At 62.1% G+C, this 25,354-nt stretch carries 22 protein-coding genes, 1 tRNA gene and 1 pseudogene; 19 read left to right on the top strand and 5 right to left on the bottom strand.

Annotation, left to right across the window (positions count from 1 at the left end; translation table 11 throughout):
* The first annotated feature begins 339 nt into the window (after positions 1 to 339).
* The 13 genes and pseudogenes from D3879_RS07210 (at position 340) to D3879_RS07150 (ending at position 14,546) form a co-directional block, all read left to right on the top strand.
* Positions 340 to 1,113 (top strand): ABC transporter ATP-binding protein, encoded by a 774-nt coding sequence (locus D3879_RS07210; protein ID WP_119953377.1) that lies wholly within the window; start codon positions 340 to 342, stop codon positions 1,111 to 1,113.
* Positions 1,114 to 1,129: 16 nt separating this feature from the next.
* Positions 1,130 to 1,879, top strand: coding sequence for an ABC transporter substrate-binding protein (locus tag D3879_RS07205; RefSeq protein ID WP_119953376.1), 750 nt, complete (start codon positions 1,130 to 1,132; stop codon positions 1,877 to 1,879).
* Positions 1,880 to 1,936: 57 nt separating this feature from the next.
* Positions 1,937 to 2,632 carry an ABC transporter permease gene (locus D3879_RS07200; protein ID WP_119953375.1) on the top strand — a complete coding sequence of 232 codons (696 nt, stop codon included), beginning with the start codon at positions 1,937 to 1,939 and terminating at the stop codon, positions 2,630 to 2,632.
* Positions 2,629 to 3,318 carry an ABC transporter permease gene (locus D3879_RS07195; protein WP_119953374.1) on the top strand — a complete coding sequence of 230 codons (690 nt, stop codon included), beginning with the start codon at positions 2,629 to 2,631 and terminating at the stop codon, positions 3,316 to 3,318. The genes D3879_RS07200 and D3879_RS07195 overlap by 4 nt, the downstream gene beginning before the upstream one ends.
* Before the next feature lie 96 nt (positions 3,319 to 3,414).
* Positions 3,415 to 4,656, top strand: a complete 1,242-nt coding sequence (locus tag D3879_RS07190; RefSeq protein WP_119953373.1) for a methyltransferase — start codon at positions 3,415 to 3,417, stop codon at positions 4,654 to 4,656.
* 270 nt (positions 4,657 to 4,926) lie between these two features.
* Positions 4,927 to 5,002: transfer RNA gene (locus tag D3879_RS07185), tRNA-Thr, on the top strand.
* Between the two features lie 314 nt (positions 5,003 to 5,316).
* Positions 5,317 to 6,468 carry a dTDP-glucose 4,6-dehydratase gene (gene rfbB / locus D3879_RS07180; protein WP_119953372.1) on the top strand — a complete coding sequence of 384 codons (1,152 nt, stop codon included), beginning with the start codon at positions 5,317 to 5,319 and terminating at the stop codon, positions 6,466 to 6,468.
* Entirely contained in the window at positions 6,465 to 7,337 is an 873-nt protein-coding gene (gene rfbA, locus D3879_RS07175; protein ID WP_119953371.1) for a glucose-1-phosphate thymidylyltransferase RfbA, read from the top strand. Before rfbB ends, rfbA begins: the two co-directional genes overlap by 4 nt.
* Positions 7,334 to 7,879, top strand: a complete 546-nt coding sequence (gene rfbC / locus D3879_RS07170; protein WP_119953370.1) for a dTDP-4-dehydrorhamnose 3,5-epimerase — start codon at positions 7,334 to 7,336, stop codon at positions 7,877 to 7,879. The genes rfbA and rfbC overlap by 4 nt, the downstream gene beginning before the upstream one ends.
* The gene (rfbD, locus tag D3879_RS07165) at positions 7,876 to 8,745 is read left to right on the top strand and encodes a dTDP-4-dehydrorhamnose reductase (RefSeq protein ID WP_119953369.1); all 870 of its coding nucleotides are present in this window, start codon (positions 7,876 to 7,878) and stop codon (positions 8,743 to 8,745) included. Before rfbC ends, rfbD begins: the two co-directional genes overlap by 4 nt.
* A 45-nt stretch (positions 8,746 to 8,790) precedes the next feature.
* A pseudogene (locus tag D3879_RS07160) lies at positions 8,791 to 10,598 on the top strand (sensor histidine kinase).
* Entirely contained in the window at positions 10,595 to 12,004 is a 1,410-nt protein-coding gene (locus D3879_RS07155; protein WP_119953368.1) for a sigma-54-dependent transcriptional regulator, read from the top strand. The pseudogene D3879_RS07160 and the gene D3879_RS07155 overlap by 4 nt, the downstream one beginning before the upstream one ends.
* Positions 12,005 to 12,638: 634 nt before the next feature.
* Positions 12,639 to 14,546, top strand: a complete 1,908-nt coding sequence (locus D3879_RS07150) for a beta-ketoacyl synthase (RefSeq protein ID WP_119953367.1) — start codon at positions 12,639 to 12,641, stop codon at positions 14,544 to 14,546.
* A 120-nt stretch (positions 14,547 to 14,666) separates the two neighbouring features.
* Here D3879_RS07150 and cysQ read toward each other — a convergent pair whose 3' ends face one another.
* Both cysQ and nudE read right to left on the bottom strand, forming a co-directional pair.
* Positions 14,667 to 15,473, bottom strand: coding sequence for a 3'(2'),5'-bisphosphate nucleotidase CysQ (cysQ, locus tag D3879_RS07145; RefSeq protein ID WP_420800921.1), 807 nt, complete (start codon positions 15,471 to 15,473; stop codon positions 14,667 to 14,669).
* A 26-nt stretch (positions 15,474 to 15,499) separates the two neighbouring features.
* A complete protein-coding gene (nudE, locus tag D3879_RS07140) occupies positions 15,500 to 16,078 on the bottom strand; it encodes an ADP compounds hydrolase NudE (protein WP_119953365.1) in 579 nt (192 codons plus the stop codon).
* A 146-nt stretch (positions 16,079 to 16,224) separates the two neighbouring features.
* On the opposite strand from nudE, the gene yrfG reads away from it, so the two are divergent.
* Positions 16,225 to 16,896, top strand: a complete 672-nt coding sequence (gene yrfG, locus D3879_RS07135) for a GMP/IMP nucleotidase (protein WP_119953364.1) — start codon at positions 16,225 to 16,227, stop codon at positions 16,894 to 16,896.
* A gap of 93 nt (positions 16,897 to 16,989) precedes the next feature.
* Here the strand turns inward: yrfG and lysM are convergent, their stop codons facing one another.
* Positions 16,990 to 17,427: a peptidoglycan-binding protein LysM gene (gene lysM, locus D3879_RS07130; RefSeq protein ID WP_119953363.1), complete on the bottom strand. Its 438-nt coding sequence runs from the start codon at positions 17,425 to 17,427 to the stop codon at positions 16,990 to 16,992.
* Between the two features lie 195 nt (positions 17,428 to 17,622).
* Here lysM and D3879_RS07125 point away from each other — a divergent pair, with 195 nt between their 5' ends.
* The 5 genes from D3879_RS07125 (at position 17,623) to D3879_RS07105 (ending at position 23,421) form a co-directional block, all read left to right on the top strand.
* Positions 17,623 to 18,516 (top strand): LysR family transcriptional regulator, encoded by an 894-nt coding sequence (locus D3879_RS07125; RefSeq protein ID WP_119953362.1) that lies wholly within the window; start codon positions 17,623 to 17,625, stop codon positions 18,514 to 18,516.
* A gap of 273 nt (positions 18,517 to 18,789) precedes the next feature.
* Positions 18,790 to 19,650, top strand: a complete 861-nt coding sequence (gene fdhD, locus D3879_RS07120) for a formate dehydrogenase accessory sulfurtransferase FdhD (RefSeq protein ID WP_119953361.1) — start codon at positions 18,790 to 18,792, stop codon at positions 19,648 to 19,650.
* Positions 19,647 to 21,977 (top strand): FdhF/YdeP family oxidoreductase, encoded by a 2,331-nt coding sequence (locus tag D3879_RS07115; RefSeq protein ID WP_119953360.1) that lies wholly within the window; start codon positions 19,647 to 19,649, stop codon positions 21,975 to 21,977. Before fdhD ends, D3879_RS07115 begins: the two co-directional genes overlap by 4 nt.
* Positions 21,978 to 22,392: 415 nt before the next feature.
* A complete protein-coding gene (locus D3879_RS07110) occupies positions 22,393 to 22,887 on the top strand; it encodes a glycine zipper domain-containing protein (RefSeq protein ID WP_119953359.1) in 495 nt (164 codons plus the stop codon).
* A gap of 120 nt (positions 22,888 to 23,007) precedes the next feature.
* The gene (locus D3879_RS07105) at positions 23,008 to 23,421 is read left to right on the top strand and encodes a YMGG-like glycine zipper-containing protein (RefSeq protein ID WP_119953358.1); all 414 of its coding nucleotides are present in this window, start codon (positions 23,008 to 23,010) and stop codon (positions 23,419 to 23,421) included.
* 181 nt (positions 23,422 to 23,602) lie between these two features.
* Here the strand turns inward: D3879_RS07105 and D3879_RS07100 are convergent, their stop codons facing one another.
* Both D3879_RS07100 and D3879_RS07095 read right to left on the bottom strand, forming a co-directional pair.
* A complete protein-coding gene (locus D3879_RS07100; protein WP_119953357.1) occupies positions 23,603 to 24,037 on the bottom strand; it encodes an acyl-CoA thioesterase in 435 nt (144 codons plus the stop codon).
* A 100-nt stretch (positions 24,038 to 24,137) separates the two neighbouring features.
* Complete coding sequence (locus D3879_RS07095; RefSeq protein WP_119953356.1) at positions 24,138 to 25,301, bottom strand: iron-containing alcohol dehydrogenase; 1,164 nt, start codon at positions 25,299 to 25,301, stop codon at positions 24,138 to 24,140.
* Between the last annotated feature and the right edge of the window lie 53 nt (positions 25,302 to 25,354).

The raw sequence follows: 25,354 nt of genomic DNA, 5'->3' as shown, positions 1-25,354 counted from the left end.
GGCCACCTCAAAACCCAGAAGTAACTGGCGCTGCCCACACGCGTTACCCGCCTGTGCGCCGGCCCTTGCCCCCTTCCGGGCCTGGGTGTACCGCTACGCCCACGAAATCAGTCGACTCTGCCCCAGACGTGACTACGTTCTGCGCTCCGCTCACCGATCTGGCTCAGGCTTAATTGCAGCGGCGCGACAAGCAACGTCATTGATGCGACAAGCCCCTCATCCGCGACTGCTTGCCCCCCGCTGCACGCTTGGCTCGCGCAGAAGCGCTATGCTAGCTTGGCGCCTCGCCAGGAAGGCCACCAATTAGCCGGAGCGCATCTGAAGAAAAGAGGACACCCCATGGCCGAGGCCACGCCAGCGCTGGAAATTCGTAATCTGCACAAACGCTACGGCGACCTTGAAGTGCTCAAGGGCATTTCCCTCACCGCCCACGACGGCGATGTGATCTCGATTCTTGGATCTTCCGGCTCCGGCAAGTCCACCTTCCTGCGCTGCATCAACCTGCTGGAAAACCCGCACCAAGGGCAGATCCTGGTAGCAGGCGAAGAACTCAAGCTGAAGCCTCGCAAGAACGGCGAACTGGTTGCCGCCGACAATCAGCAGATCAATCGCCTGCGTAGCCAGATCGGCTTTGTCTTCCAGAATTTCAATCTATGGCCGCACATGAGCGTGCTCGACAACATCATCGAGGCACCGCGCCGTGTGCTTGGCCAGAGCAAGGCCGAAGCGATCGAGGTCGCTGAAGCGCTGCTGGCCAAGGTCGGCATCGCCGACAAACGCCACGTCTACCCCGCCCAACTGTCCGGCGGCCAGCAGCAGCGGGCCGCCATCGCCCGCACCCTGGCCATGCAGCCCAAGGTTATCCTGTTCGACGAGCCCACCTCGGCCCTCGACCCGGAGATGGTACAAGAAGTGCTTAATGTGATCCGCGCACTCGCCGACGAAGGTCGCACTATGCTGCTGGTTACTCATGAGATGAACTTCGCCCGCCAGGTTTCCAGTGAAGTGGTTTTCCTGCACCAGGGCCTGGTGGAAGAGCAAGGGTCGCCCGAGCAAGTGTTTAACCACCCGAACTCGGTGCGCTGTAAACAATTCATGTCCAGCAATCGCTAACACGGAGCAACAACGCATGAAGAACTACAAGAAGATTCTGCTGGTCGCCGCCGCTCTGGCTTTCGGCACCGGCGCCGTTGCCGCTGACAAACTGAAGATCGGCACCGAAGGCGCCTACCCACCCTTCAACCTGATCGACGCCAGTGGCCAGGTGGTGGGCTTCGACGTCGAAATCGCCCAGGCCCTGTGCGCCAAAATGAAGGTCGAGTGTGACGTGGTCACCTCCGATTGGGACGGCATCATCCCGGCCCTCAACGCCAAGAAGTTCGACTTCCTCGCCGCCTCCATGTCGATCACCGATGAACGCAAGCAGGCGGTGGATTTCACTGCGCCCTACTACACCAACAAGCTGCAGTTCATTGCCCCCAAAGGCAGCGACTTCAAAACTGACAAGCCCAGCCTTAAAGGCAAGGTGATTGGGGCCCAGCGTGCCACCATCGCGGGCACCTGGCTGGAAGACAACATGGCTGACGTGGTTGACATCAAACTCTACGACACCCAGGAAAACGCCTACCTCGACCTGACCTCCGGCCGCGTTGACGGCGTGCTGGCCGACAAGTTCGTCAACTGGGAATGGCTGAAGAGCGATGCCGGCAAAGGCTTCGAATTCAAAGGCGAGCCGGTCTTCGAAAATGACAAGATTGGTATCGCCGTGCGCAAAGGCGACCCGCTGCGCGAGAAGCTGAACACCGCGCTGAAGGAAATAGTTGCCGACGGCACCTACAAGAAGATCAACGACAAATACTTCCCGTTCAGCATCTACTGACCTGCCCCGACTGGCGTCGCCCTGTCGGGCGGCGCCGTCCCTAAGTAGCCCCCTCAGATGACCCTCGATCTCTACGGATTCGGCCCGGCCCTAGCCGCCGGCACCCTGATGACCATCAAGCTGGCGCTTTCGGCGCTATGCCTGGGATTGGTACTCGGACTGCTCGGCGCGCTCGCCAAGACTTCCCCGCAAAAGCCATTGCAATGGCTCGGCGGCACTTATTCGACCCTGGTGCGCGGTATTCCCGAGCTGCTCTGGGTCCTGCTGATCTATTTCGGCACCGTCAACCTGATGGGCCGCCTCGGCGAACTGCTCGGCCATCCTGGTTTGGCGCTGAATGCCTTTGCCGCCGGCATCATTGCCCTCGGCCTGTGTTTTGGCGCCTACGCCACCGAGGTGTTTCGCGGCGCCATCCTGGCCATCCCCCGCGGCCACCGCGAAGCGGGTCAGGCGCTGGGCATGTCCAAGCCGCGAATCTTCTGGCGAATCATCCTGCCGCAGATGTGGCGCATCGCCCTGCCCGGCCTGGGCAACCTGTTCATGATCCTGATGAAGGACACCGCCCTGGTTTCGGTGATCGGTTTGGAAGAGTTGATGCGTCGCTCGCAAATCGCCGTAACCTCGAGCAAGGAGCCTTTTACCTTTTTCCTGGTCGCCGCCTTTATCTATCTCAGCCTGACCATCATCGCCATGATCGGCATGTACTTTCTTGAGAAACGCGCCGGCCGCGGTTTTACCCGGAGCGCATCATGAACTGGGAAGTCATCCTCAAATACCTGCCGCGCCTGCTGGATGGTGCGGTACTGACTCTGGAACTGGTCGCCTTTGCGGTGGTCGCCGGCCTGATTCTCGCCCTGCCCATGGGCATCGCCCGTGCCTCGCGGCACTGGTATGTGCGCGCCGTGCCTTACGGCTATATCTTTTTCTTTCGCGGCACACCGCTGCTGGTGCAGCTGTTTCTGGTGTATTACGGCGTGGCGCAGTTCGAATCGATTCGCCAGGGCCCGCTCTGGCCGTACCTGCGCGACCCGTACTGGTGCGCCATCCTGACCATGACCATGCACACCGCCGCCTATATCGCCGAGATCCTGCGCGGCGCGATTCAGGCCGTGCCACCGGGTGAAGTGGAAGCGGCACGGGCGCTGGGCATGTCGCGCTGGCAGGCGATGTTCTACATCATCCTGCCCCGGGCCGCGCGCATCGGCCTGCCGGCCTACAGCAACGAAGTGATACTGATGCTCAAGGCCAGCGCCCTGGCCAGCACCATCACCCTGCTGGAACTGACCGGCATGGCCCGCACCATCATCGCCCGCACCTACCTGCCGGTGGAGATCTTCTTCGCCGCCGGGATGTTCTACCTGCTGATTGCCTACCTACTGGTCAAAGGCTTCAAGCTGCTGGAACGCTGGCTACGGGTCGACGCCACCCAGGCGCGTTAAACCCTGACGCCCCTCTCTCCCGCGAGAGAGGGGTAGCGCAGGAATCACCGACGCCAGCGCTATAATCGGCATCCGTTTTCACAGCTACAAAACCCCGTGCCCAACCCTACCCCACTCCATGGCCCCCAACTGCTAGAGCGCTTCCAGGCGCTGGATAGCTTTCTGCTGGCCTATCAAGACCTCTGGCGCCCCAAGCCCTTCATCTATCTAGACTTGCCTTGGGAGGCCCAGCACCCACAACTGGCGGCCTGGCTGCGACAACGCTCCCTGGCCGACGCCGAGGCCGCGCACAATCAACCCGAACGACTCCAGGCGCCGCCGCCCTTTCCCGAACTGGCCGCACAATCCACCGCCCTTAGCGTCATTGGTGATCTGCCACAAAGGCTCCTGGCAAAGCTACCAGCGCGCTTTGCAGTGGATGTACCGGGGCGTAAGTGGGAGCAAATCCAAGCCTTCGCCAGCCGTCTACAGTTTCGCCAGCAACCACGGCACTGGCTCGATTGGTGCGCCGGCAAGGGCCACCTCGGCCACCTGGTGGCTCATGACGGTAACGCTCTGACCTGCCTGGAATACAACCCAGAACTGGTGCAAGCCGGCCAGCACCTGAGCCGGCGCCGTGGCCTGCCGGCCCTGCATCTACAACAGGATGTGCTGGCCATCGATGCCGGAACACTGCTCAGCGCCGCACACACACCTGTAGCCCTGCATGCCTGCGGCGACCTACATGTACGCCTCATCCAGCTAGCCAGCGCCGCCGGCTGCGCGCAGCTAGCCATCGCGCCCTGCTGCTACAACCGGATCAGCACGCACAGCTATCAACCACTCTCAGCTGCTGCACAGGCCTCAACTCTTGCACTGTCGGTGGACGACCTAGGTCTGCCTCTCAGCGAAACCGTCACAGCTGGCGCACGCGTGCGCCGCCAGCGAGACAGCTCAATGGCGCGCCGTCTAGCCTTCGACCTGTTGCAACGAGAGCTGCGCGGAGCCGACGACTACCTGCCCACACCCTCACTACCGCCAGCCTGGCTGAACAAAGAGTTCGCCACTTACTGCATCGACTTAGCCGCACTGAAGAAACTGGCAATCCCCACTCCACGCGACTGGCCGCGACTGGAAGCCCAAGGCTGGCAGCGCTTGGCCGAAGTACGCAATCTCGAATTGGTTCGAGGCCTGTTCCGTCGCCCACTGGAACTCTGGCTGCTACTCGACCGCGCCCTCTACCTGGAACAGCAGGGCTACCACGTGCAGCTAGGCAGCTTTTGCCTCAGCCAACTCACCCCTCGCAACCTCATGTTGCTCGCCGAACGCAATCAAGTTGCCCACACAAACTGTGGATAACTTTGTTGATAGTTTCTGGGAAACATCACAGAAAGCCGGCACAGCACGGCTCAGCAACCGTTGATTGTTTTTTAGTCAGAAGTAAAAATGCAATAAAACCATATAGTTACAAATAACTGATAAGTACCGCACAAAAATTGAGCACGCCCGTTCCAAGCGCCTCCCCATTGTGCATAAGCCTTTTCCTGCCGATGCCCAAGCCATACTCAAACAGCTCTGCGCAGGGTCTTTACTCGCACGAACTAATGGATATAATGGCGGCCCTGAAATGCCGGTATAGCTCAGCTGGTAGAGCAACTGACTTGTAATCAGTAGGTCCCGAGTTCGATTCTTGGTGCCGGCACCACTAATAAATAAGGCCTAGAGGCGACTCTAGGCCTTTTTAGTTTTTGTCAGATGGCCCCAAGCAGCTCATCGCTCGTCCGGGTAAATACTCTCCCGCCACCCTCGCGACCAACCCTGCTCACCAAGAAGCCGGTTTGCGCTGTCAACGCGCTGCCTTGGTCAATTCATCTTGATGGCCGCCGCGCGCTCTTCCCTACCTCGACCCCCTCTGACGAGCGTTTCTTTGCAGGGTTACCGCACTTGCTTCTGCCCCCCCTTCCAACAAGCTACAAGCCTGCGACTTCGCGTCAAAACGATGAAAGAAGACCAATCGGCATGCGAATTCTGATAACTGGCGGAGCGGGCTTTATCGGTTCGGCTTTGATCCGCCACCTGCTGCAAAACACCGGGCATGAAGTGCTCAACCTGGACAAGCTGACCTACGCCGGCAATCTAGAATCCTTAGCTGCGGTGGCAGACAGCCCGCGCTACCAGTTCCTCCAGGCCGATATCGGCGACCAAGGCAAAGTCAGCGAAGCGCTGCAACGCTTCCAGCCAGAGGCGATCATGCACCTGGCCGCCGAGTCCCATGTCGATCGCTCCATTGATGGGCCCGCGGATTTTATTCAGACCAATATCGTCGGCACTTACAACCTGCTGGAAGCCACGCGCGCTTACTGGCAACGCCTATCAGATCAGCGCCGTACGGCCTTCCGCTTTCATCATATTTCCACCGACGAGGTTTACGGCGACCTGCACGGTGTCGACGACCCGTTCAAAGAAACCACGCCCTACGCACCGAGCTCACCCTACTCGGCGAGCAAGGCGGCCTCTGACCATCTGGTACGCGCCTGGCAGCGTACCTATGGCTTGCCGGTGCTGCTGAGCAACTGCTCGAACAACTACGGGCCTTATCAATTTCCGGAAAAACTGATCCCGCTGGTGATTCTCAATGCGCTGGATGGCAAGCCGCTACCGGTGTATGGCGATGGTCAACAGATTCGCGATTGGCTGTTTGTCGAAGATCACGCCCGTGCCTTGTTGAAAGTGCTGGCCGAAGGCCGGGTCGGCGAGACCTATAACATCGGCGGCCACAACGAGCAGAAGAATCTGCAGGTAGTGGAAAGCATTTGCGAGTTGCTGGATGAGCTGATGCCGCTGCAGCCCACTCCTGTTGGAGCGAGCTTGCTCGCGAAGCAACCCGCGGACAACGCGGTGCCTGGTGGCGCGAATCGCGGGCAAGCCCGCTCCTACAAAGAGCTCATCACTTTTGTGAAGGATCGCCCCGGCCACGACCTGCGTTACGCCATCGATGCCGGCAAGATCGAGCGCGAACTGGGCTGGGTGCCGGAAGAAACCTTCGATACCGGCCTGCGCAAAACCGTGCTGTGGTACCTCGATAATCTGGATTGGTGTCGCCACGTCCAAAACGGCAGCTATCGACGTCAACGCTTGGGTTCCGTTGATGCACAGGAGCCACGTGCATGAAAGGCATCATTCTGGCCGGCGGCTCAGGCACCCGCCTACACCCTATTACCCTAGGGATCTCCAAGCAGCTACTCCCTGTCTATGACAAGCCGATGGTCTACTACCCGACCTCGGTGCTGATGCTTGCCGGCATCCGCGACATCCTGCTGATCTCCACCCCGCATGACCTGCCGCAGTATCGCAACCTGCTGGGCAACGGCAGCCAGTTCGGCGTGCGCATCGCCTATGCCGAGCAACCCTCGCCGGACGGGCTGGCTCAGGCCTTCCTGATTGGCGAGGACTTTATTGGCAAAGACTCGGTGTGCCTGATCCTTGGCGACAATATCTTTCATGGCCAACACTTCACCGAGAAGCTGCAACGCGCTGCCGCCCAGCCCAGCGGAGCCACCGTATTCGGTTATTGGGTAAAAGACCCGGAGCGCTTCGGTGTGATCGAGTTCGACAGCCAAGGCAACGCCCTTTCCATCGAAGAGAAGCCCGCTAAGCCAAAGTCCAGTTACGCGGTCACTGGCTTGTATTTCTACGACAACGATGTGGTCAGGATCGCCAAGACGGTCAAGCCCTCGGCACGTGGCGAGCTGGAAATCACCGATGTCAACAACGCCTATCTGCAGCGTGGCGACCTGCGCGTGGAGCGTTTCGGCCGCGGCTTCGCCTGGCTCGATACCGGCACCCACGACAGCCTGCTGGAAGCTTCGCAGTACATGCAGATCATCGAGCACCGCCAGGGCCTGAAGGTCGCCTGCCTGGAAGAGATCGCCTTCCAGAATGGCTGGATCGATCGCGACCAATTGCTCAAGCAAGCCTCGGCTTTTGGCAAAACCGGCTACGGCCAATACCTCTATAGGCTGGCGGGGGAAAGCCAGTGAAGCTAATCGCCACCGAGCTGCCGGAAGTACTGATCCTCGAACCCAAGGTATTCGGTGACGAGCGCGGTTTCTTCTATGAAAGCTTTAACGCCAAAGCCTTCGAGCAGGCCACTGGCCTCAAGCGCGAATTCGTCCAGGACAACCACTCGCGCTCGCAGCGTGGCGTACTGCGTGGGCTGCATTACCAGATCCAGCACGCGCAAGGAAAACTGGTGCGCGTTACAGCCGGCGAAGTGTTGGATGTTACGGTGGATATTCGTCGTAGCTCAGCCAACTTCGGCCGCTGGATCGGTGTGCGTCTATCCGCCGAGAACAAACGCCAGCTTTGGATACCGGAGGGTTTTGCCCACGGCTTCGTGGTCCTCAGCGAGTACGCCGAATGCCTCTACAAGACTACCGATTACTACGCACCGGCCTATGAGCGCTGCATCCGCTGGGATGACCCGACACTGGCCATCGACTGGCAGCTCGGTGAAGCGCCGCAGCTGTCGGCCAAGGACCAGGCTGGCCTGAGCCTGAAGCAGGCCGAAGTCTTCCCATGAAGATTTTGCTCATTGGCAAGCGCGGGCAGGTCTCACGCGAGTTGCAGCTCTGCCTTGCGGGTACCGGCGAGTTGATCGTGCCGGGCCGCGAGCAGCTGGATCTGGCGGATCTCGCGCAAATTCGCCAGCAGGTGCGCGCGCTGCGACCCGAGCTGATCATCAATGCCGCCGCCCATACTGCTGTCGATCAGGCTGAAAATGAGCCCGAGCTGGCCTTTGCACTCAACGCCACTGCCCCCGGCGTACTCGCCGAAGAAGCGGCAGCACTGGGTGTGCCGCTGATCCACTATTCCACCGACTACGTCTTCGACGGCAGCCAGAACACGCCGTACCGCGAAGACGATCAAGCCAATCCCCTCGGCGTGTATGGCCGCAGCAAACTCGCCGGTGAGCAGGCGATTCAGGCGGTCGCGGGCGCCCATCTGATCCTGCGCACCAGTTGGGTGTACTCACTGCACGGGCGTAATTTCCTCCTGACCATGCAGCGGCTGCTGCAAGAACGCGACGAAGTGAAGGTGGTCGCCGACCAAATTGGCGCACCGACCTGGGCCGGCACCATTGCCGCCGCCACGACTGGACTGGTGCAGCGCTGGCGTGACGGCAAAGCTGGGCCTTGGGGGCTCTATCACCTGACTGCCACTGGTGAAACCTCTTGGTTTGGCTTCGCCAGCGCGATTGCCGAGCAGCTTCAAGAACAAGGCCAGCTGCGCGCAAAACTGCTGCCGATTCCCTCCAGCGCCTATCCAACCCCGGCCCGACGGCCGCTTAACTCGCGCTTGAACTGCGCCCGCCTGCAGAGCGACTGGGCTATCGAGCTGCCGAACTGGCGTAGCGCGCTACTCGACTGCTTACGCAACCCCCGCTAAACAGTGAACGTGCATAATGCACCTGACCCACAGGCGCCTTGCACTATGACCCGATCCGCTCCCCATCGCCCGCGCTGGCGCAGCTTGCTGCTGCTGGCCCTGCTGCTGACACCCTTGCTCTGGCCATTGCAACAACTGGCCGAGCGCTACTACAGCAGCGAACTGATCGAGCAAAACCGCCAGACCCTCGACCTCTACGTCGCCAACCTGCTCGGCACCCTGCGTCGCTATGAGGTATTGCCGCAGATTCTCGGCGACTTACCCGCCCTGCGTAACGTGCTGAGTCAGCCGCACGAACCCAGCGCGCAAGAGCAAGCCAACCGCCTGCTGCAACAGGTGCGTGAACAGACCGGAGCCGACTCGATTTACCTGATGGACCCGACCGGCAATACCCTGGCGGCCTCCAACTGGGATCAGGCGGATAGCTTCGTCGGCCGCAACTTCGCCTTCCGCCCGTACTATCGCGAAGCCATTGCCGGGCGGCTGGGGCGATTCTTTGGCCTCGGCACCACCTCCGGCAAGCGCGGTTATTACTTCGCCGCCGCGGTACACGATGGCGAGTCGATCATCGGTGTACTGGTGATCAAGGTCGACCTCACTCACACCGAAACCCTCTGGGGCAAAACCCCGAGCAACTGCTGGTAACCGATAGCAACGGCGTGGTCATCCTCACCTCGCGCCCGGATTGGCGGTTCCGCGCCAGCCGCGAACTGAGCCCACAAGAACGCCACGAGATCGCCGCCAACCAGCCTTACCCGACCTTGCAACCGCAGGCATTGTCGCTGGCCAACAACACCTGGTTAACCCAGAGCCGCAGCCTGCCGGAGACCGGTTGGACCGTCAGCATCCTCACCCCCAGCGAACAGATCACCCGCCCAGTGCAGACCGCCGTGGCCATCGGCGGCGCCACCTTACTGGTGCTGATCCTGCTGCTCGGCCTATTGATGCAGCGCCGCCGCCATTACCTCGAACGCATCGTTCTGGACGCCCGCGCCCGCCGCGAACTGGAAATCCGTGTGCTGGAGCGGACCCGCGATCTTGAGGCGCTGAACAGCCGCCTGAAGGATGAAGTGCTGGAGCGCGAACACGCTCAGCAAGAACTGCTGCGCGCCCAGGACGAACTGGTGCAGGCCGGCAAGCTATCCGCCCTCGGCACCATGTCGGCGAGCATCAGCCATGAACTGAATCAGCCACTGGCGGCCATCCGCAGCTATGCGGAAAACGCCGAAGTACTGCTCGACCACCAGCGCACTGACGATGCGCGCGGCAACCTCAAACTGATCAGCGAATTGACCGGGCGCATGTCCTCGATCATTGCGCACTTGCGCGCCTTCGCTCGCCGCGATCGGCATGCCCCGGAAAGCGTTGCCCTACAGCCGGCCCTGGATGATGCCCTGGCACTGCTGGCCAAGCGTCGGCGGGCGATGGAGGTAGAACTGATCCGCGACCTGCCGGATGCCACGCTCTGGGTTCAGGCCGGCGAGACGCGGCTGCGTCAGGTGCTCGGTAATCTGCTGGCGAACGCCCTCGACGCACTCAGCGAAAAGGCCCCGCCACGGCGTATTTGGCTGAGCGCCGCACAGACCGCCGACGGCATCCAACTTACCCTGCGCGACAACGGCCCGGGCTTCTCCGCCGAAGCCTTGAACCGTGCCCGCGAACCGTTCTTTACCACCAAGACCAGCGCCCAAGGCCTCGGCCTTGGGCTGGCGATTTGCGATACCCTGATGCGCGCCCTCGGCGGTGAGCTGCTGCTGGCCAACCACCCTGAAGGCGGCGCGCTGCTGACCCTACACCTGCGTGCCGCCGCACCGGGCGTCAACCTCCAGCCCTCCGAGGATCACTTTGCATGAGTACGGACAACGCCATCGACAGCCGCACCCAGGTCCTGCTGATCGACGACGACCCGCACCTGCGCCAGGCGCTCGGCCAAACCCTCGACCTGGCCGGGCTCAAGGTGCTCACCCTGGCCGATGCGCAGGGTCTGGCCAAGCGCATCGAACGCGACTGGCCGGGGGTGGTGGTCAGCGATATCCGCATGCCGGGGCTCGATGGCCTGCAACTACTCGAGCAATTGCATGAGCAAGATGCCGAGCTGCCAGTGCTGCTGATCACCGGCCACGGCGACGTGCCGCTGGCGGTGCAGGCGATGCGTAGCGGGGCTTACGACTTCTTGGAAAAGCCCTTTCCCAGCGACGATCTGCTCGACAGCGTGCGCCGCGCCCTGGCCCTGCGCCGCCTGGTGCTGGACAACCGCAGCCTGCGCTTGGCCCTAGCCGACCGCCAGGCCTTGAGCGTCCGGCTGATCGGCCAATCGCCAGCGATCCTACGTTTACGTGCGCAGATTGGCGCACTCGCGGCGATCAACACCGACGTGTTGATCCTCGGCGAAACCGGCACCGGCAAGGAAGTGGTCGCCCGCGCGCTGCATGATCTGTCCAGTCGCCGCAGCGGCCCCTTCGTCGCCATCAACGCTGGCGCGCTGGCTGAATCGGTGGTGGAAAGCGAGCTCTTCGGCCACGAACCCGGCGCCTTCACCGGTGCGCAAAAGCGCCGCATCGGCAAGTTCGAGTTCGCCAATGGTGGCACCCTGTTCCTCGATGAAATCGAGAGCATGAGCCTGGAGGTGCAGGTCAAGCTGTTGCGTCTGCTGCAGGAACGGGTGGTCGAGCGCCTCGGCGGCAATCAGTTGATCCCTTTGGATATCCGCGTGATCGCCGCGAGCAAGGAGGATCTGCGCCAAGCGGCCGATCAAGGGCGCTTCCGCGCGGACCTCTACTACCGGCTGAATGTCGCTCCGCTACGCATCCCCCCGCTGCGCGAGCGTGCCGAAGACGCCTTGCTGCTGTTCCAGTACTTCGCCGACGGCGCCAGCGCCCGCCACGGCCTGCCGGCCCACACACTGCAACCCGGGCAACGCGCCCTGCTACTGCGCCACACCTGGCCGGGCAATGTCCGTGAATTGCAGAACACCGCCGAACGTTTCGCGCTGGGCCTCGATCTGGGTCTTGAACTGAGCCCGGAACTGGCGCCGGACGGCAATCAGCCCAATCTACCGGCCATAAGTGGCGGCTTGAGCGAACAGGTCGAGGCCTTCGAGCGTGCCTTGATTGCCGCCGAACTGGCGCGCCCGCACGGCTCGCTACGCAGCCTGGCCGAAGCCTTGGGCATTCCACGCAAGACCCTGCACGACAAACTGCGCAAGCACGGCCTGAACTTCGCCGACGCTGGCGGCCAGGCCACAGAAGAGCTGGATTGAGTGGCTAGATCGCGCCGCCACCTTGGCTCAGGCAAGGCGAGGTGGGCTGGGTAGAGCGCAGCGAAACCCAGCGGGATAGGAGCTGGGTTTCACTGCGCTCTACCCAGCCTACAGTCGATTGCTCAAATGGATTGTGAATAGGGTCTCGGCGAAGCCAAGGCGTTCTGGCCTGCCCGAGGTTGCTGACAAACGGCGCTCACGGCTTCAGCAGCCCCCCCGCTAATGCCAACAGCACAGCAGCCCCTCCTCAGTACTACCGCTGATCGCCAATAAAGAGCCAGACACTGCGGATCACGACCGAGAAAGCTCGGTGGTTGATGGCTGGAAAGCTCGCGCAACCTGCGGCCAACCCTATGCATAAGGGTTACAACCGATCATCAGTACTTCTTGACCAGCCGCCCGGCGAGCAGAAACCCTTATCATTGTAAGGTCTTGACGAATCCCAACCTTGGCCGCAACAGTGACTCACAAGTCACAGATCTCGTCAGCATAGTCATCTCGATCATTCGAAGAGGCTCCTTGTCACCGTAAACGGGGCCGTCGCTATTCAGATCAACCGGCCGACTATCGACAAGCGTCTACAGCCTCATCTGAGCTTGTAATAGATTTTCTATTTGAAGGAGTTTTCTGAGTTATGTCTCGCTTACCTGTGATTGTTGGTTTCGGTGGCTATAACGCCGCGGGCCGCAGCTCCTTTCACCATGGTTTTCGCCGCACCGTGATCGAGTCGATGGATGCCCAGGCCCGCCAGGAAACCTTGGCCGGGCTGGCGGTGATGATGAAGCTGGTGGAAGTCGTGGATGGCGACTACCTCACGCTCGAGGGCGCGCCGCTGACCCTGGCGGAGATCGAGGCGCAGTTTGCCGAGCAAATCCTCGCCTCGACCCTGGTTCGGCGTATTGAAAAGCAGCACCTCGACGTAGATGCCGCCCATTGGCAGAAAACCATCACGGTCGCCGGTACGGCTGGCGATCAGCTGACCTTCAACGCACCACGCAAGCAGCTGCCCGAACCGATTCCGGCCAATTGGTCAGTTGAGCCGATTGACGCAATCGATGTTCGCGTGACCCTGCATGATAGCTGTGACTTCAAGGTCGATAGCTATCGCGCCTTGCCGGTGAAGTCGGCCGGGCAGTTACCGACCGGGTTCGAGCCAGGCGAGTTGTACAACTCGCGCTTTCATCCGCGCGGGCTGCAAATGACTGTAGTCGGCGTGACCGACGCCCTGCGCTCCACCGGTCTGGAATGGAAAACCATTGTCGATCGGGTTGAGCCGGATGAAATCGCCGTGTTCGCCGGCAGCATCATGAGCCAGCTCGATGAAAACGGCTTCGGCGGCCTGATGCAATCGCGCCTCAAAGGCGGCCGGGTCACCGCCAAACAGCTGGCGCTGGGCCTGAACAGCATGCCCGCCGACTTCATCAATGCCTATGTGCTGGGCAGTGTCGGCACCACCGGCAGCGTTACCGGCGCTTGCGCGACTTTCCTCTATAACCTGCAAAAAGCCGTCGATCTGATTGGCTCTGGACGCACGCGGGTGGCCATCGTCGGCAACAGCGAGGCACCGATCAACCAGGAATGTATCGATGGTTATGGGGCCATGGGCGCCCTGGCCACCGAAGACGGCCTGCGCCACATCGAAGGCCGCGATGACGTCGACTTCCGCCGTGCCAGCCGACCGTTCGGCGAGAACTGTGGCTTTACCCTGGCCGAATCCAGCCAGTTCGTGGTGCTGATGGATGATGCCCTGGCGCTCGAACTCGGCGCTGACATTCATGGCGCCGTGCCCGATGTATTCATCAACGCCGACGGTTTCAAGAAATCCATTTCCGCTCCAGGCCCGGGCAATTACCTGACCGTCGCCAAAGCCGTCGCCAGTGCCGTGCAGCTGGTTGGATTGGACGGCGTGCAGCAGCGCAGCTTCATCCATGCGCACGGCTCCAGCACACCGGCTAACCGGGTGACCGAGTCCGAACTGCTGGACCGCGTCGCCGGCGCGTTCGGTATCGAACAGTGGCCGGTGACTGCGGTTAAAGCGTTTGTCGGCCACTCACTGGCCACCGCCAGTGGCGATCAGTTGATTTCCGCTCTGGGCTCGTTCAAGTACGGCATCATTCCTGGCATCAAGACCATCGATGCAGTTGCCAAAGACGTGCACCAGCAGCACCTGCAGATCGTCACCGAGGATCGGCGGGTCGGTGAAGGCCACCTCGATGTGTGCTTTATCAACTCCAAAGGCTTTGGCGGCAACAATGCCAGCGGCGTGGTGCTAGCGCCGCGCGTGGTCAACGCCATGCTGCGCAAGCGTTATGGCCATGCAGCCTTCGCCGCCTACTGCGAGCGGCGCGAGCAAACCCGTGCGGCAGCGCAGCGCTATGACCAACAAGCGCTGAAGGGGCAGCTCGATATCATTTACAACTTTGGCCAGGATCAGATCGACGACAAGGCCATCGAGATAACGCCTGAGCAGATTACTGTGCCCGGCTTTGCGCAACCGCTGATCTTCAAGAAGGATCAGCGCTATGCGGACATGCTCGACTGAAGGGTTCTGATTCTGATGGTTCCCGCGCTTGCGTGGGAGCCCCGCGAGGGCCGCTCCTGGCAGACGCGGAGCGTCTCAGGCTGCATGCCCACGCGGAGCGTGGGCACGATCAAATGTCGATCAGTCCAAGGCGCGCGCTAGCTGAATCAACTCGGCGCGCCATTCGGCAGCCGCCGGCAGGGCCAGGAAGGACGGATTGAGGAAGGATTCCCGTGCTTCGTAAGTCAACGGCGCGCCCTTGATATCCAGCACTTCGCCACCGGCGCCTTCGAGCACGCCTTGCGCCGCCGCGGTATCCCACTGCGAGGTGGGCGCCAAGCGCGGATAGCAATCCGCGGCGCCTTCGGCGAGCAGGCAGAACTTCAACGAACTGCCGACACTGGCCAGTTGCAAATCACCAAAGCGCTCAGCCAAGCCGGCCAGCAACCGCTCCTGCGCCGGGCTGGAGTGCCGGCGGCTGGCAACCACGGTGAACGCCTCGTTTGGTGCAATCCGCACCGCGACCGCAGCGACCACGCCGTCCGCCTCCGCACGCCAAGCACCCAAGCCGGCGCCGCCATAATAGTAGCGGCCAGTGGTAGGCATACCGACCACGCCAAACAGCACGCGACCGTGTTCGATCAGCGCCACATTGACGGTGAACTCTTCGCTACCGGTGATAAATTCCTTCGTACCATCCAGTGGATCGACCAGCCACCAACGCGTCCACTGCCCGCGCTCGCGCAAGGGAATATCCGCCGCCTCCTCGGACAACACCGGAATGCTCGGATCGAGCGCCGTCAGTCCAGCGACCAGCACGTCATGGGCGGCCAGATCGGCGGCGGTGACCGGCGAGGCATCGACCTTTGTCGTGACCGTCACGCCCGAGCGCCAATGCGGCAGGATGGCCTCACCCGCCCGCCGGGCCAGCTCAATGACCTGCGGCAGATAAGGGTGGCTGAGGCTTGCGGCGTTCACGGGCGTTCTCCAGGCAAGAAGTCGCCGCGCTGGGTCAACAGATCACGCGCCAGATACAACGCGGCCAAAGCCCGCCCTTCGCTGAATTGCGGGTGCTGCACCAGGCTGGTGATTTCCCGCAGGTTGACCCGCTCCACGCCCAGCGGTTCCGGCTCATCGCCCGGCAGGCTTTCCGGGTACAAATCGCGGGCCAGCACCACCTGAATTTTCTGGCTCATGTAACCCGGCGATAGTGACAATTCGGTCAGCAGCTCCAACCGCCGCGCGCCAAACCCTGCCTCTTCCTTAAGCTCGCGGTTGGCGGCGGCCAGGACATCCTCGCCCGGCTCGATCAGCCCCTTGGGCAGGGACAGCTGATAATCGTCCGTGCCGGCGCAGTACTCCTCCACCAACAACACATGCTCGGCATCTACCAACGCCACGATCATCACCGCGCCGTAGCCCGCACCCTTGCCCACCAAACGTTCGTAGGTACGCTCGACGCCATTGGCGAAGCGCAGCTGCAACTCCTCGACGCGGAACAGACGACTACTCGCGACGATCTCGCGGGCGAGTACGGTGGGTTTCTGACGCATGGGACGGCTCCTTGGCGTGACCTGGCGGGTTATCATACCGCGGCCGTTGCGATTATCGCCGTGACAGATTTCGTCTAGGCGACCGTTGCCAGCTCAATCGCGTCATTCTCATGCAATCCGCCACCAGAACCGTACAAGAAGCCGCCATGCCTCAACTGCCCTGGGCCGACATCGACACCGTCCTCCTCGATATGGACGGCACCTTGCTCGATTTGCACTTCGACAATCACTTCTGGCTGGAGCACTTGCCGCAGCGTTATGCCGAGCACCACGGCATCGCCCGCAGCCAGGCCGACGCCGAACTGCTGCCGCTGTTTCGCGAGCACGCCGGGCAATTGAATTGGTATTGCACGGACTTCTGGAGCCGCGAGCTGAAGCTGTCGATCCGCGAGCTGAAGCGCGAGGTTGCCGACTTGATTGCCTTGCGCCCGGACGCCGATACCTGTCTCGCCGCCCTGCGTAATGCCGGCAAGCGCGTGGCGCTGATCACCAACGCGCACCGCGACTCGCTGTCGTTGAAGCTGGAAAGGATCGAGCTGGCGCCCTACTTCGACCGACTGATCAGCTCCCACGATTATGGTTTCCCCAAGGAAGACCAGCAGTTCTGGTTCGCCCTGCAACAGGACTTTGGCTTCGAGCCGAAGCGCAGTTTGTTTATCGACGACAGCCTACCGATCCTGCGTAGCGCCAGGCAGTTCGGCGTGGCCCACCTGCTCGCCGTGCGCGAACCGGACAGCCGTAAAGGCCCGAAGGACACCGAGGAATTCGCCGCGGTCGAGGATTATCGCCGGCTTATTGAGGGGCTGGGTGGAGCCTGATTAGCCAACCCTCACCCCTGCCCTCGCCCTGCAGAATCCACCCTTCTCACCTCTGGAGAGAGGCAGGCTCTGCAACCTCCCGGCCCCTGGAAATTACTCAGGAATCCGTAGCACCTGCCCCGGATAGATCTTGTCCGGGTGGCTGAGCATGGGCTTGTTCGCCTCGAAGATTTTCGGATAGAGATTGGCGTTGCCGTACTCGGCCTTGGCAATCGCGCTTAGCGTGTCGCCCTTCTTCACCGTCACGAAATGCGCCGCCGCAGCCGGCGCAGCCACCGTGATGCGATCCTCAACCGCACCGACCCCGGCCACGTTGCCCAGCGCCAGGAGAATTTTTTCCTTCTCCTCCTGGGTCGCCACCTCACCCGCGGCGATCACCTTCTCGCCTTCCACCGTGACCTGAATATTCGGATTTCCCAGGCCGACCTTGGCCACGTGCTCCTTCAATGACTCGGCCGCCTGCGCCTCCTGGCCGACCAGCGATTCCCAGAGTTTGGCGCCCGCTTCTTTGACAAACGTGAAGATACTCATCGGTGTGACTCCCGTTGCGTTGCAACTCCATTAGTTAGTCGTCCTGACGGCTGCACACACTGTCCAACCCAACCGCCGCCGGGCAAGTCTAGTCGGCCTTGCGCAGACACGCTTCGAGCCGACCAGCGGCGCCGCCACACCGGTTACGCCGGCGCACGTTAGAATCGTGTCGACTGCCTGCGCCTCGGAGCGATGATGGACATCAAACAGCTGAAATTCCTGATCGCCCTGGACGAGACCCGCCACTTCGGCCAAGCCGCGGCGCGCTGCCACGTGACCCAGCCGACCTTGTCCATGCGCCTGCGCGGCTTGGAAGAAGAACTCGAACTGCCACTGGTCAAGCGCGGTCAACGCTTCGAAGGTTTCACCGAGCCGGGCGAGCGCGTGCTGGCCTGGGCGCGCAGCGTGCTCGCGGCATACGACGGTCTGCAGGCCGAAGCCGCCGCCTGCCGCGGCAGCTTGATCGGCACCTTGCGCCTGGGCGTGGTCCCGCTGTCCAGCTTCGATCCGGTGCCGCTGCTGCAACGCCTGCATCAACAGCACCCGAGCCTGCGCTTCCAACTGTCGGCACTCAGCTCCGAGCAGATCCTCGAACAGCTGGCGAGTAACCGTCTGGACCTTGGTGTGTCTTACCTCGACCACCTGAACGCCGACCACTTCGACAGCCTGGTGCTGGACGAAACCCGCATGGGTCTGCTGTATGACCAACGGCACTTCAGCTTCGGCGCGACGCCACTGAGCTGGGAAGCCTTGATCGAGCTGCCACTGGGCCTACTGTCCAGCGGCATGCATTTTCGCCAGTCGATCAACCACGGCTTCCGCAGTCGTGGTCTGACCCCGATTCCGCTGCTGGAAACCGATGTCGTCCACCAACTGTTGCAAGCCGTGCATGGCGGCCTGTGCTGCGCGATCATGCCGCTGCAGGGCGGTCTCGATGCGCTGACCGAGCACCTGCGCCTGCAACCGATCGAGGATGCCCACACCCTGGCCCCGCTGGGGCTGATCATGCGCCGCACCGCGCCGCGCTCGGCACTGGCCGAAGCCTGTTTCGTCGAGGCCAAGGGGTTGTTGCAGACGCCACGACCGTAGGGTGGGTTAGGCGCGCCACGTCCCAGGCTCATGCGCCATATCCGACGCGCCGTAACCCACCGATACGCCGATGCCTGCACCACCGCAATGTTGGGTTACGCAGCAACGTGAATCGTGGGAGCGGTGCAATCTTCGCTTACGCCGCTAACCCAACCTACATAGACTCGTTTTCGCCATCATCGAGCGCATCTATCAAAACATCAGAACTAGCGATTAGACGAGGCCTGGCAAGCGGCCTAGGCTGGTTAAATAACAACCAGCCGGTGAATCCCGATGAATGCCCTGCGCCAACCCAACGCGCCGGCAGCCAGTGCCGCCACGCCGCCCTCGACACCCCTCACCTTACCTCTGGCCGCCGCCAGCCAGACCTACAGTTTTTGCGACCTCGAGCAGGCCCAGCCGGCCTCCGCCGAGTTGGCCGAGGAAGTTGCGCTGGCCATCGCCTTCAACGGCATCAGCCAGGCGGTGATGCTGGTTTCGCCCGCTGATCTGGAAGATTTCGTGGTCGGTTTCAGTCTCGGCAGCGGCATCGTCGAGTCCATCGACGAAATTTATGACGTGCACCTGAGTGGCACCGGCGCCGCTCGCCAAGCACAGCTGCAGATCAGCAGCCGTGCCTTCTGGAATCTCAAGCAACAGCGCCGGCAACTGACGGGCAGCAGCGGCTGCGGCCTGTGCGGCGTGGAGGCCGTGGAACAGGCCCTACCTTCGCTCAAGGTACTCGCCGGCGCCCCGTTGCCGCCGCTAGCTTGGCTGCATGGCCTGCGCCAACGCATCAGCTGCTACCAGCCACTCGGCCAGCACTGCGGTGCCGTGCATGCCGCACTGTTTATGGATGGGGACGGCGAGTTGCGTTTGGGCCGCGAAGACATCGGCCGGCATAACGCTCTGGACAAACTGATCGGTGCCATCAAGCGCCAGCAACTACCGGTGGCCGGCGGCCTGGCCATCGTCACCAGCCGTTGCAGCCTGGAACTGATCCAGAAAGTCCTGCGCGCCGGCATTCAAACCCTGGTCAGCCTCTCCGCCCCCACCGGCCTCGCCGTGCAGTGGGCGCGTCAACACAACCTCAACTTGATCCACCTGCCGCACCATAGTGCGCCGCGGGTTTACAGCCCGGAGTTAACCTCATGAGCCACCACGCCGACCTCAACCCGACCAAACGCTACAAACCCTACAAAGGTGCGGCCGGCGGCTGGGGCGCGCTGCGCAGCGTGACGCACGCCTGGCTGGAGAGTGATAACGCGCTGAAGAACATCCGTACCCTGCTCAAGACCAACCAGCACGGCGGTTTCGACTGCCCCGGCTGCGCCTGGGGTGAGTCGGCAGAAAGTGGCATGGTCAAGTTCTGCGAGAACGGCGCCAAGGCGGTCAACTGGGAAGCCACCAAGCGCCGGGTGGATGCCGCCTTCTTCGCCAAACACAGCGTCAGCACCCTGCGCGAGCAGAGCGATTACTGGCTGGAATACCAAGGCCGGCTGACCGAACCGCTGTGCTATGACCCGGACAGCGACCACTATCGGCCGATCGGTTGGGACGCCGCGTTCGCCCTGATCGCCAAACATCTGCACAACCTGGAAAGCCCGAACCAGGCCGAGTTCTACACCTCCGGCCGCGCCAGCAACGAGGCCGCCTACCTCTATCAGCTGTTCGTCCGCGCTTACGGCACCAACAACTTTCCCGACTGCTCGAACATGTGCCACGAGGCCAGCGGTGTGGCGCTCGGCCAGAGTGTCGGGGTTGGCAAAGGCAGCGTGACGTTCGAAGACTTCGAGCACGCCGATGCGATTTTCGTGATCGGCCAGAACCCCGGCACCAACCACCCGCGCATGCTCGAACCGCTGCGTGAGGCGGTCAAACGTGGCGCCCAGGTGGTCTGCATCAACCCGCTGAAAGAGCGCGGCCTGGAGCGCTTCCAACACCCGCAACATCCGCTGGAAATGCTCAGCAACAGCGATAAACCGACCAACACCGCCTACTTCCGCCCAGCCCTGGGTGGCGACATGGCGGTGCTGCGCGGCATGGCCAAGTTCCTCCTGACATGGGAGCGCGAGGCCCTGGCCAAGGGGCACTCCGCGGTCTTCGACCATGCCTTTATCGAGCAGCACACCGCCGAGGTCGAGGCCTATCTGGCCGTGGTGGACGCCACGAGCTGGCAGCAGATCGTCGAGCAATCCGGCCTACCAAAAGCCGAGATCGAACAGCTCGCCCACCTCTACCGCAACGCCGAACGGGTGATCGTGTGCTGGGCCATGGGCATCACCCAGCATCGCCATTCGGTGCCGACCATCCAGGAAATCGCCAACCTGATGCTGCTGCGCGGCAACCTTGGCAAGCCTGGTGCCGGTCTCTGCCCGGTGCGTGGCCACAGCAATGTGCAGGGCGACCGGACCATGGGCATCAACGACCGGCCACCGGCCTTCTTTCTCGATGCGCTGGAGCGGCGCTTCAAATTCCCGGTGCCGCGCGCCGACGGGCACAACACCGTGGAGGCCATCCACGCCATGCTCGAAGGTCGCGCCAAGGTGTTTATCGGCCTCGGCGGCAATTTCGCCATGGCTACGCCCGACACCACTCGCACCGCGCAGGCCCTGCAAAATTGTGAGCTGACCGTGCAGATCAGCACCAAGCTCAACCGCAGCCACCTGACCATGGGCAAGCAGGCGCTGATCCTGCCGTGCCTCGGCCGCACCGACATCGACCAGCAAGCCAACGGCCCACAAGCCGTGACCGTGGAAGACTCCTTCAGCATGGTGCATGCCTCCAATGGCCAACTGCAGCCGCTAAGCCCGCAAATGCGCTCGGAGCCGGCCATCGTCGCCGGCATCGCCGCCGCCACCCTGGGTAAGAAACCGGTGGATTGGCTCTGGCTGGTCGAAGATTACGACCGCATTCGCGAGCTGATTTCCGACACCATTCCCGGCTTCAACGGCTTTAACCAGCGGGCACGCGAACCCGGTGGGTTCTACCTCGGTAACGCCGCGGCGCAACGGCGCTGGAACACCTCGTCTGGGCGAGCCAACTTCAAAGCCAACAGCCTGCCGACCGATCTCGTCCACGAAGGCATCCGTGCCCGTGGCGAAGTGCCGGATCTGATCCTGCAAACCATGCGTTCGCACGATCAATACAACACCACCATCTACGGCCTCGACGACCGTTACCGCGGGGTTAAAGGCCAACGCAATGTGGTGTTCGCCAACGAAGCCGACATCATCCGACTGGGCTACAAGCCGGGGCAGAAAGTCGATGTGCTGTCGTTATGGGGCGACGGTCGCGAACGCCGGATCAGCGGCTTCACCCTGCTGGCCTTCGATATCCCGGCAGGCCAGGCCGCCGCCTACTATCCGGAGACCAACCCGTTGGTGCCGCTGGAAAGCGTGGGTGATGGCAGCTTCACGCCGACTTCGAAGTTCATCGCCATTCGCTTCGAGGCGGCGCGCGATAACGGACGGATTGTCTAAGAACCTTGCTAGGTTGCCCGCGGCCTTCAAACAACAACGTAGACCGCGATAGGTAAGCGAATCAACCCCTCAGCCCGTTAGCGGCCCGGCAGCCGCTAGCAATACTGCAGGTTTGAGATGCAGTACGCAGAGTCATTGGTTGAACTTGAAAAGGCGGGAACAGCGCGAGAGGATTGCCGAGCTTTAGGGCCTGTAGAAACCCCTAAACCGGCCTCATGACGGACCGGTAAGCACGCGTAAAACCAGTCCTACAAGCTGGGTAGGACCATCAAAAAAACCGCAAGTTCTCCCCATAAAACAAATATTTACCAACTGTGAAATAACCCGTGCTACTCGTCGGCAAGCGCTTGTCAGAGTGGTTACGGCACGACAGGATCGCGCCGTCGTCCCTTTCCTACTTAAGGTTCTTCTGGATATGAAGTACTCCTCGATACTCTTGCTATCCCTTGGCCTGGCCAGCGGTGTAGCCCTAGCCGGCGGCAGCGGTAATACCGAAGCCGGCGTTGGTGGCGCACTAGGCGGGGTGTTGGGTTCTGTGGTTGGCCAATCGGTTGGCGGCAGCACCGGCGCGGCCATCGGCGCCGGCGTCGGCGGCGCTGCCGGCGGTGCGGTCGGCGCACGCCGCGGCAATAAGACCGAGGCGGCCATCGGCGGTGGCCTCGGCGCGGCCGGCGGCAACGTCATCGGCAACAAGATGGGCGGTACCACCGGCGGCCTGATCGGTGCAGCCCTCGGCGGTGGCGCCGGTGGTGCGCTAGGCAACAACTACGGCGACAACAACCGTGACGACGATGACGACCGTCGTAGCTACCGTCGCGGCTACGATGACGACGACGATTGGCATGACAATGGCTACCACCGCGGCCACTACAAAAAACGCCATAAGCACCGCAGACACGACGACGACTGATCGGCGGTTGGACTTTCTGCTCTGAAACGGATCTAACTTCTAGCAGTGGCGGATTACCCTTGCCCTCCCCTGCGCGACGCATATCCACTACTCATCGCGTCTTAGTCTGAGGCACCCAACATGCGTAAACCCTTAATATTGCTCGCGTTCAGCCTGATCGCTGCTCAGCCAGTGTTGGCCAGCGACAATACCAAAGCCGCGGTCGGCAGCGGTCTCGGCGGCGTGCTCGGCAATGTGATCGGCCAGCAGGTCGGCGGTAGCACCGGAGCCGCCGTTGGCGCAGGTCTCGGCGGTGCCGCCGGCGGCGCGATCAGTGCCAAGAACGGCAACAAAACCGAAGCAGCGCTCGGCGGTGGCCTCGGCGCTGCTGGTGGCTCGGTAATCGGCGGCAAACTGGGCGGCAGCACCGGCTCCGCCATTGGCGCCGGCCTGGGTGGTGCCGCCGGCGGCGCCCTCGGCAACGAGGTCGCGGATGACAATGAAGGTCATCACTACGGCTACGGCAAGAAACACAAGAAGCACAAACACGACTGAGTGTTAGCTCGCTAAACAAGAAAGCCCGCCCTGTGCGGGCTTTCTTGTTTAGCGAGCAGTCGTAGGGTGGGCTTCAGCCCACCGATACTTGGTGCTGTGGTGGGCTGAAGCCCACCCTACGGCTCGAATTCGATTGGCTCCCCGCCCTTGGCTTAGCACCTAGCTACGGTTCGCACCGACTTCAGCCTACCAACAGCACACTCAACGCCGCACGCAGTCCATCCGGAATCGCAACCGGCCGATTCGATTGACGATCGACAAACACATGCACGAAACGCCCGGCCGCACAGGCCTCCCCCTCGTTTTGCTTGAACACCGCCAACTCATACTGCACCGAGCTGTTGCCCAGCTTGCCGACCCGTAAGCCGATTTCGATGCGTTCGGGGAAAGCGATGGAGGCGAAGTAGTCGCAAGACGAACTGACCACGAAACCGACCACCCCACCTTCGTGTATATCCAACCCGCCCTGCTCTATCAGGTAGGTGTTCACCGCACTGTCGAAAAAGCTGTAGTAGGTGACGTTATTGACGTGGCCGTAGAGGTCATTGTCGTGCCAGCGGGTGCTGATCGGTTGGAAGTATCGGTAATCTGCACGCAGGTGTTGGCGGTCGGTCATGGGCTTTTAAGTCCTACGGAATTGGGTGGATCAATGGCCTGATCGGGCTAGGTGTTCCCCTCACCCCTAGCCCCTCTCCCAGGGGGGAGAAGGGAACTGATCAGTAAGCCGCCTGGTAAATCGCCAATGCGTCTGCCTCTTTGATTTCGCGGGGGTTATTCACCAGCAGGCGTTGTTGCAACATGGCCTCGCTGGCCAGTTGCGCCAGCATCGCCTCAGGCACACCGGCATCCCGCAGGCGGCTCGGCAGGCCATGGCGCGCATTGAGCGCAGCCAGTTCGTCGATGAACTGTGCAGTCAGGCTCTGCGCATTGCCCGGCTTGAGTTGGCTACCGAGCAGCAACGGCGCCAGTTCGGCGTAAAGCTCGCTGGCGGCCGGGGCGTTAAAGCGCAGCACATGCGGCAGTACCAGGGCATTGCTCAAGCCATGGGGGATATGGAAGTGCCCGCCCAGCGGATAAGCCAGCGCATGCACCGCTGCCACCGGGGCATTGGCAAAGGCTTGCCCGGCGAGGCAGGCACCGAGCAGCATGGCTTGGCGCGCCGCGCGGTTCTGGCCGTTGTGTACCGCTTCATGCAGATTCGCCGCGAGCAGACGCAAAGCCTCGCGGGCCAGCAAGTCGGACAGCGGGTTCTTCTTCAAGGCGCTGGTATAGGACTCGATGGCATGCACCATCGCATCGATACCGGTGGCGGCGGTGACCGCCGATGGCAGGCCGAGCGTCAGGTCGGCATCCAGCAGCGCCAGATCCGGCAGCAGCAGCGGCGAGACCACACCCATCTTGGTAGTTCCGCCGGTGGTGATGATGGCGATCTGGGTGACTTCCGAGCCGGTGCCAGCGGTGGTTGGCACTTGGATCAGCGGCAGGCGCTGGCCCTTGGCGTTGCCGACGCCGTAGATCTCGGGCAAGGCCTGCGCGCACTGTGGGTGAGCCAACAAGGCGACCAGCTTGGCCACGTCCATCGAACTGCCGCCACCGAAGCCCACGATCAGCTCCGCCCGCAACTCACGCGCCTGCTGAACCGCGCTGAGCACGATGGCTTCTGGCGGATCGGCGACTACCTGATCGAACACCGCGACCGCTACACCTTCGGCGGCGAAGCCTGGCAGCACATCGTCGAGCAGGCCGAAACGGGTGATGCCCGGGTCGGTGACGATCAGCACCGACTGCGCACCGCGCTCACGGCACAGCGCCGCCAGGGGACGAGCCGAGCCGGTTTCGCAGATCATCTGCGCGGTGGTGGCGAAACTGAATGGATGCATAGCTGATCCTCTTGTTGCGGTGTTGTATTTACCCTCTCCCCCGGCCCCTCGCT

Source organism: Pseudomonas cavernicola, from assembly GCF_003596405.1.
Classification (GTDB): Bacteria; Pseudomonadota; Gammaproteobacteria; order Pseudomonadales; family Pseudomonadaceae; genus Aquipseudomonas; species Aquipseudomonas cavernicola.
Note: the sequence above shows the minus strand (reverse complement) of the source record. Positions and strands in the feature narration are given on the sequence as shown.

Bases quoted from the DNA above. Each gene is read 5' to 3' on its own strand.
- D3879_RS07105 (WP_119953358.1), top strand. From the start codon at position 23,008: ATGCGTAAACCCTTAATATTGCTCGCGTTCAGCCTGATCGCTGCTCAG.
- yrfG (WP_119953364.1), top strand. From the start codon at position 16,225: ATGCCTCAACTGCCCTGGGCCGACATCGACACCGTCCTCCTCGATATG.
- D3879_RS07150 (WP_119953367.1), top strand. From the start codon at position 12,639: ATGTCTCGCTTACCTGTGATTGTTGGTTTCGGTGGCTATAACGCCGCG.
- D3879_RS07110 (WP_119953359.1), top strand. From the start codon at position 22,393: ATGAAGTACTCCTCGATACTCTTGCTATCCCTTGGCCTGGCCAGCGGT.
- D3879_RS07195 (WP_119953374.1), top strand. From the start codon at position 2,629: ATGAACTGGGAAGTCATCCTCAAATACCTGCCGCGCCTGCTGGATGGT.
- D3879_RS07115 (WP_119953360.1), top strand. From the start codon at position 19,647: ATGAGCCACCACGCCGACCTCAACCCGACCAAACGCTACAAACCCTAC.
- D3879_RS07095 (WP_119953356.1), bottom strand. From the start codon at position 25,301: ATGCATCCATTCAGTTTCGCCACCACCGCGCAGATGATCTGCGAAACC.
- lysM (WP_119953363.1), bottom strand. From the start codon at position 17,427: ATGAGTATCTTCACGTTTGTCAAAGAAGCGGGCGCCAAACTCTGGGAA.
- rfbB (WP_119953372.1), top strand. From the start codon at position 5,317: ATGCGAATTCTGATAACTGGCGGAGCGGGCTTTATCGGTTCGGCTTTG.
- D3879_RS07155 (WP_119953368.1), top strand. From the start codon at position 10,595: ATGAGTACGGACAACGCCATCGACAGCCGCACCCAGGTCCTGCTGATC.
- D3879_RS07100 (WP_119953357.1), bottom strand. From the start codon at position 24,037: ATGACCGACCGCCAACACCTGCGTGCAGATTACCGATACTTCCAACCG.
- rfbA (WP_119953371.1), top strand. From the start codon at position 6,465: ATGAAAGGCATCATTCTGGCCGGCGGCTCAGGCACCCGCCTACACCCT.
- rfbD (WP_119953369.1), top strand. From the start codon at position 7,876: ATGAAGATTTTGCTCATTGGCAAGCGCGGGCAGGTCTCACGCGAGTTG.
- D3879_RS07125 (WP_119953362.1), top strand. From the start codon at position 17,623: ATGGACATCAAACAGCTGAAATTCCTGATCGCCCTGGACGAGACCCGC.
- D3879_RS07210 (WP_119953377.1), top strand. From the start codon at position 340: ATGGCCGAGGCCACGCCAGCGCTGGAAATTCGTAATCTGCACAAACGC.
- D3879_RS07200 (WP_119953375.1), top strand. From the start codon at position 1,937: ATGACCCTCGATCTCTACGGATTCGGCCCGGCCCTAGCCGCCGGCACC.
- nudE (WP_119953365.1), bottom strand. From the start codon at position 16,078: ATGCGTCAGAAACCCACCGTACTCGCCCGCGAGATCGTCGCGAGTAGT.
- fdhD (WP_119953361.1), top strand. From the start codon at position 18,790: ATGAATGCCCTGCGCCAACCCAACGCGCCGGCAGCCAGTGCCGCCACG.
- D3879_RS07205 (WP_119953376.1), top strand. From the start codon at position 1,130: ATGAAGAACTACAAGAAGATTCTGCTGGTCGCCGCCGCTCTGGCTTTC.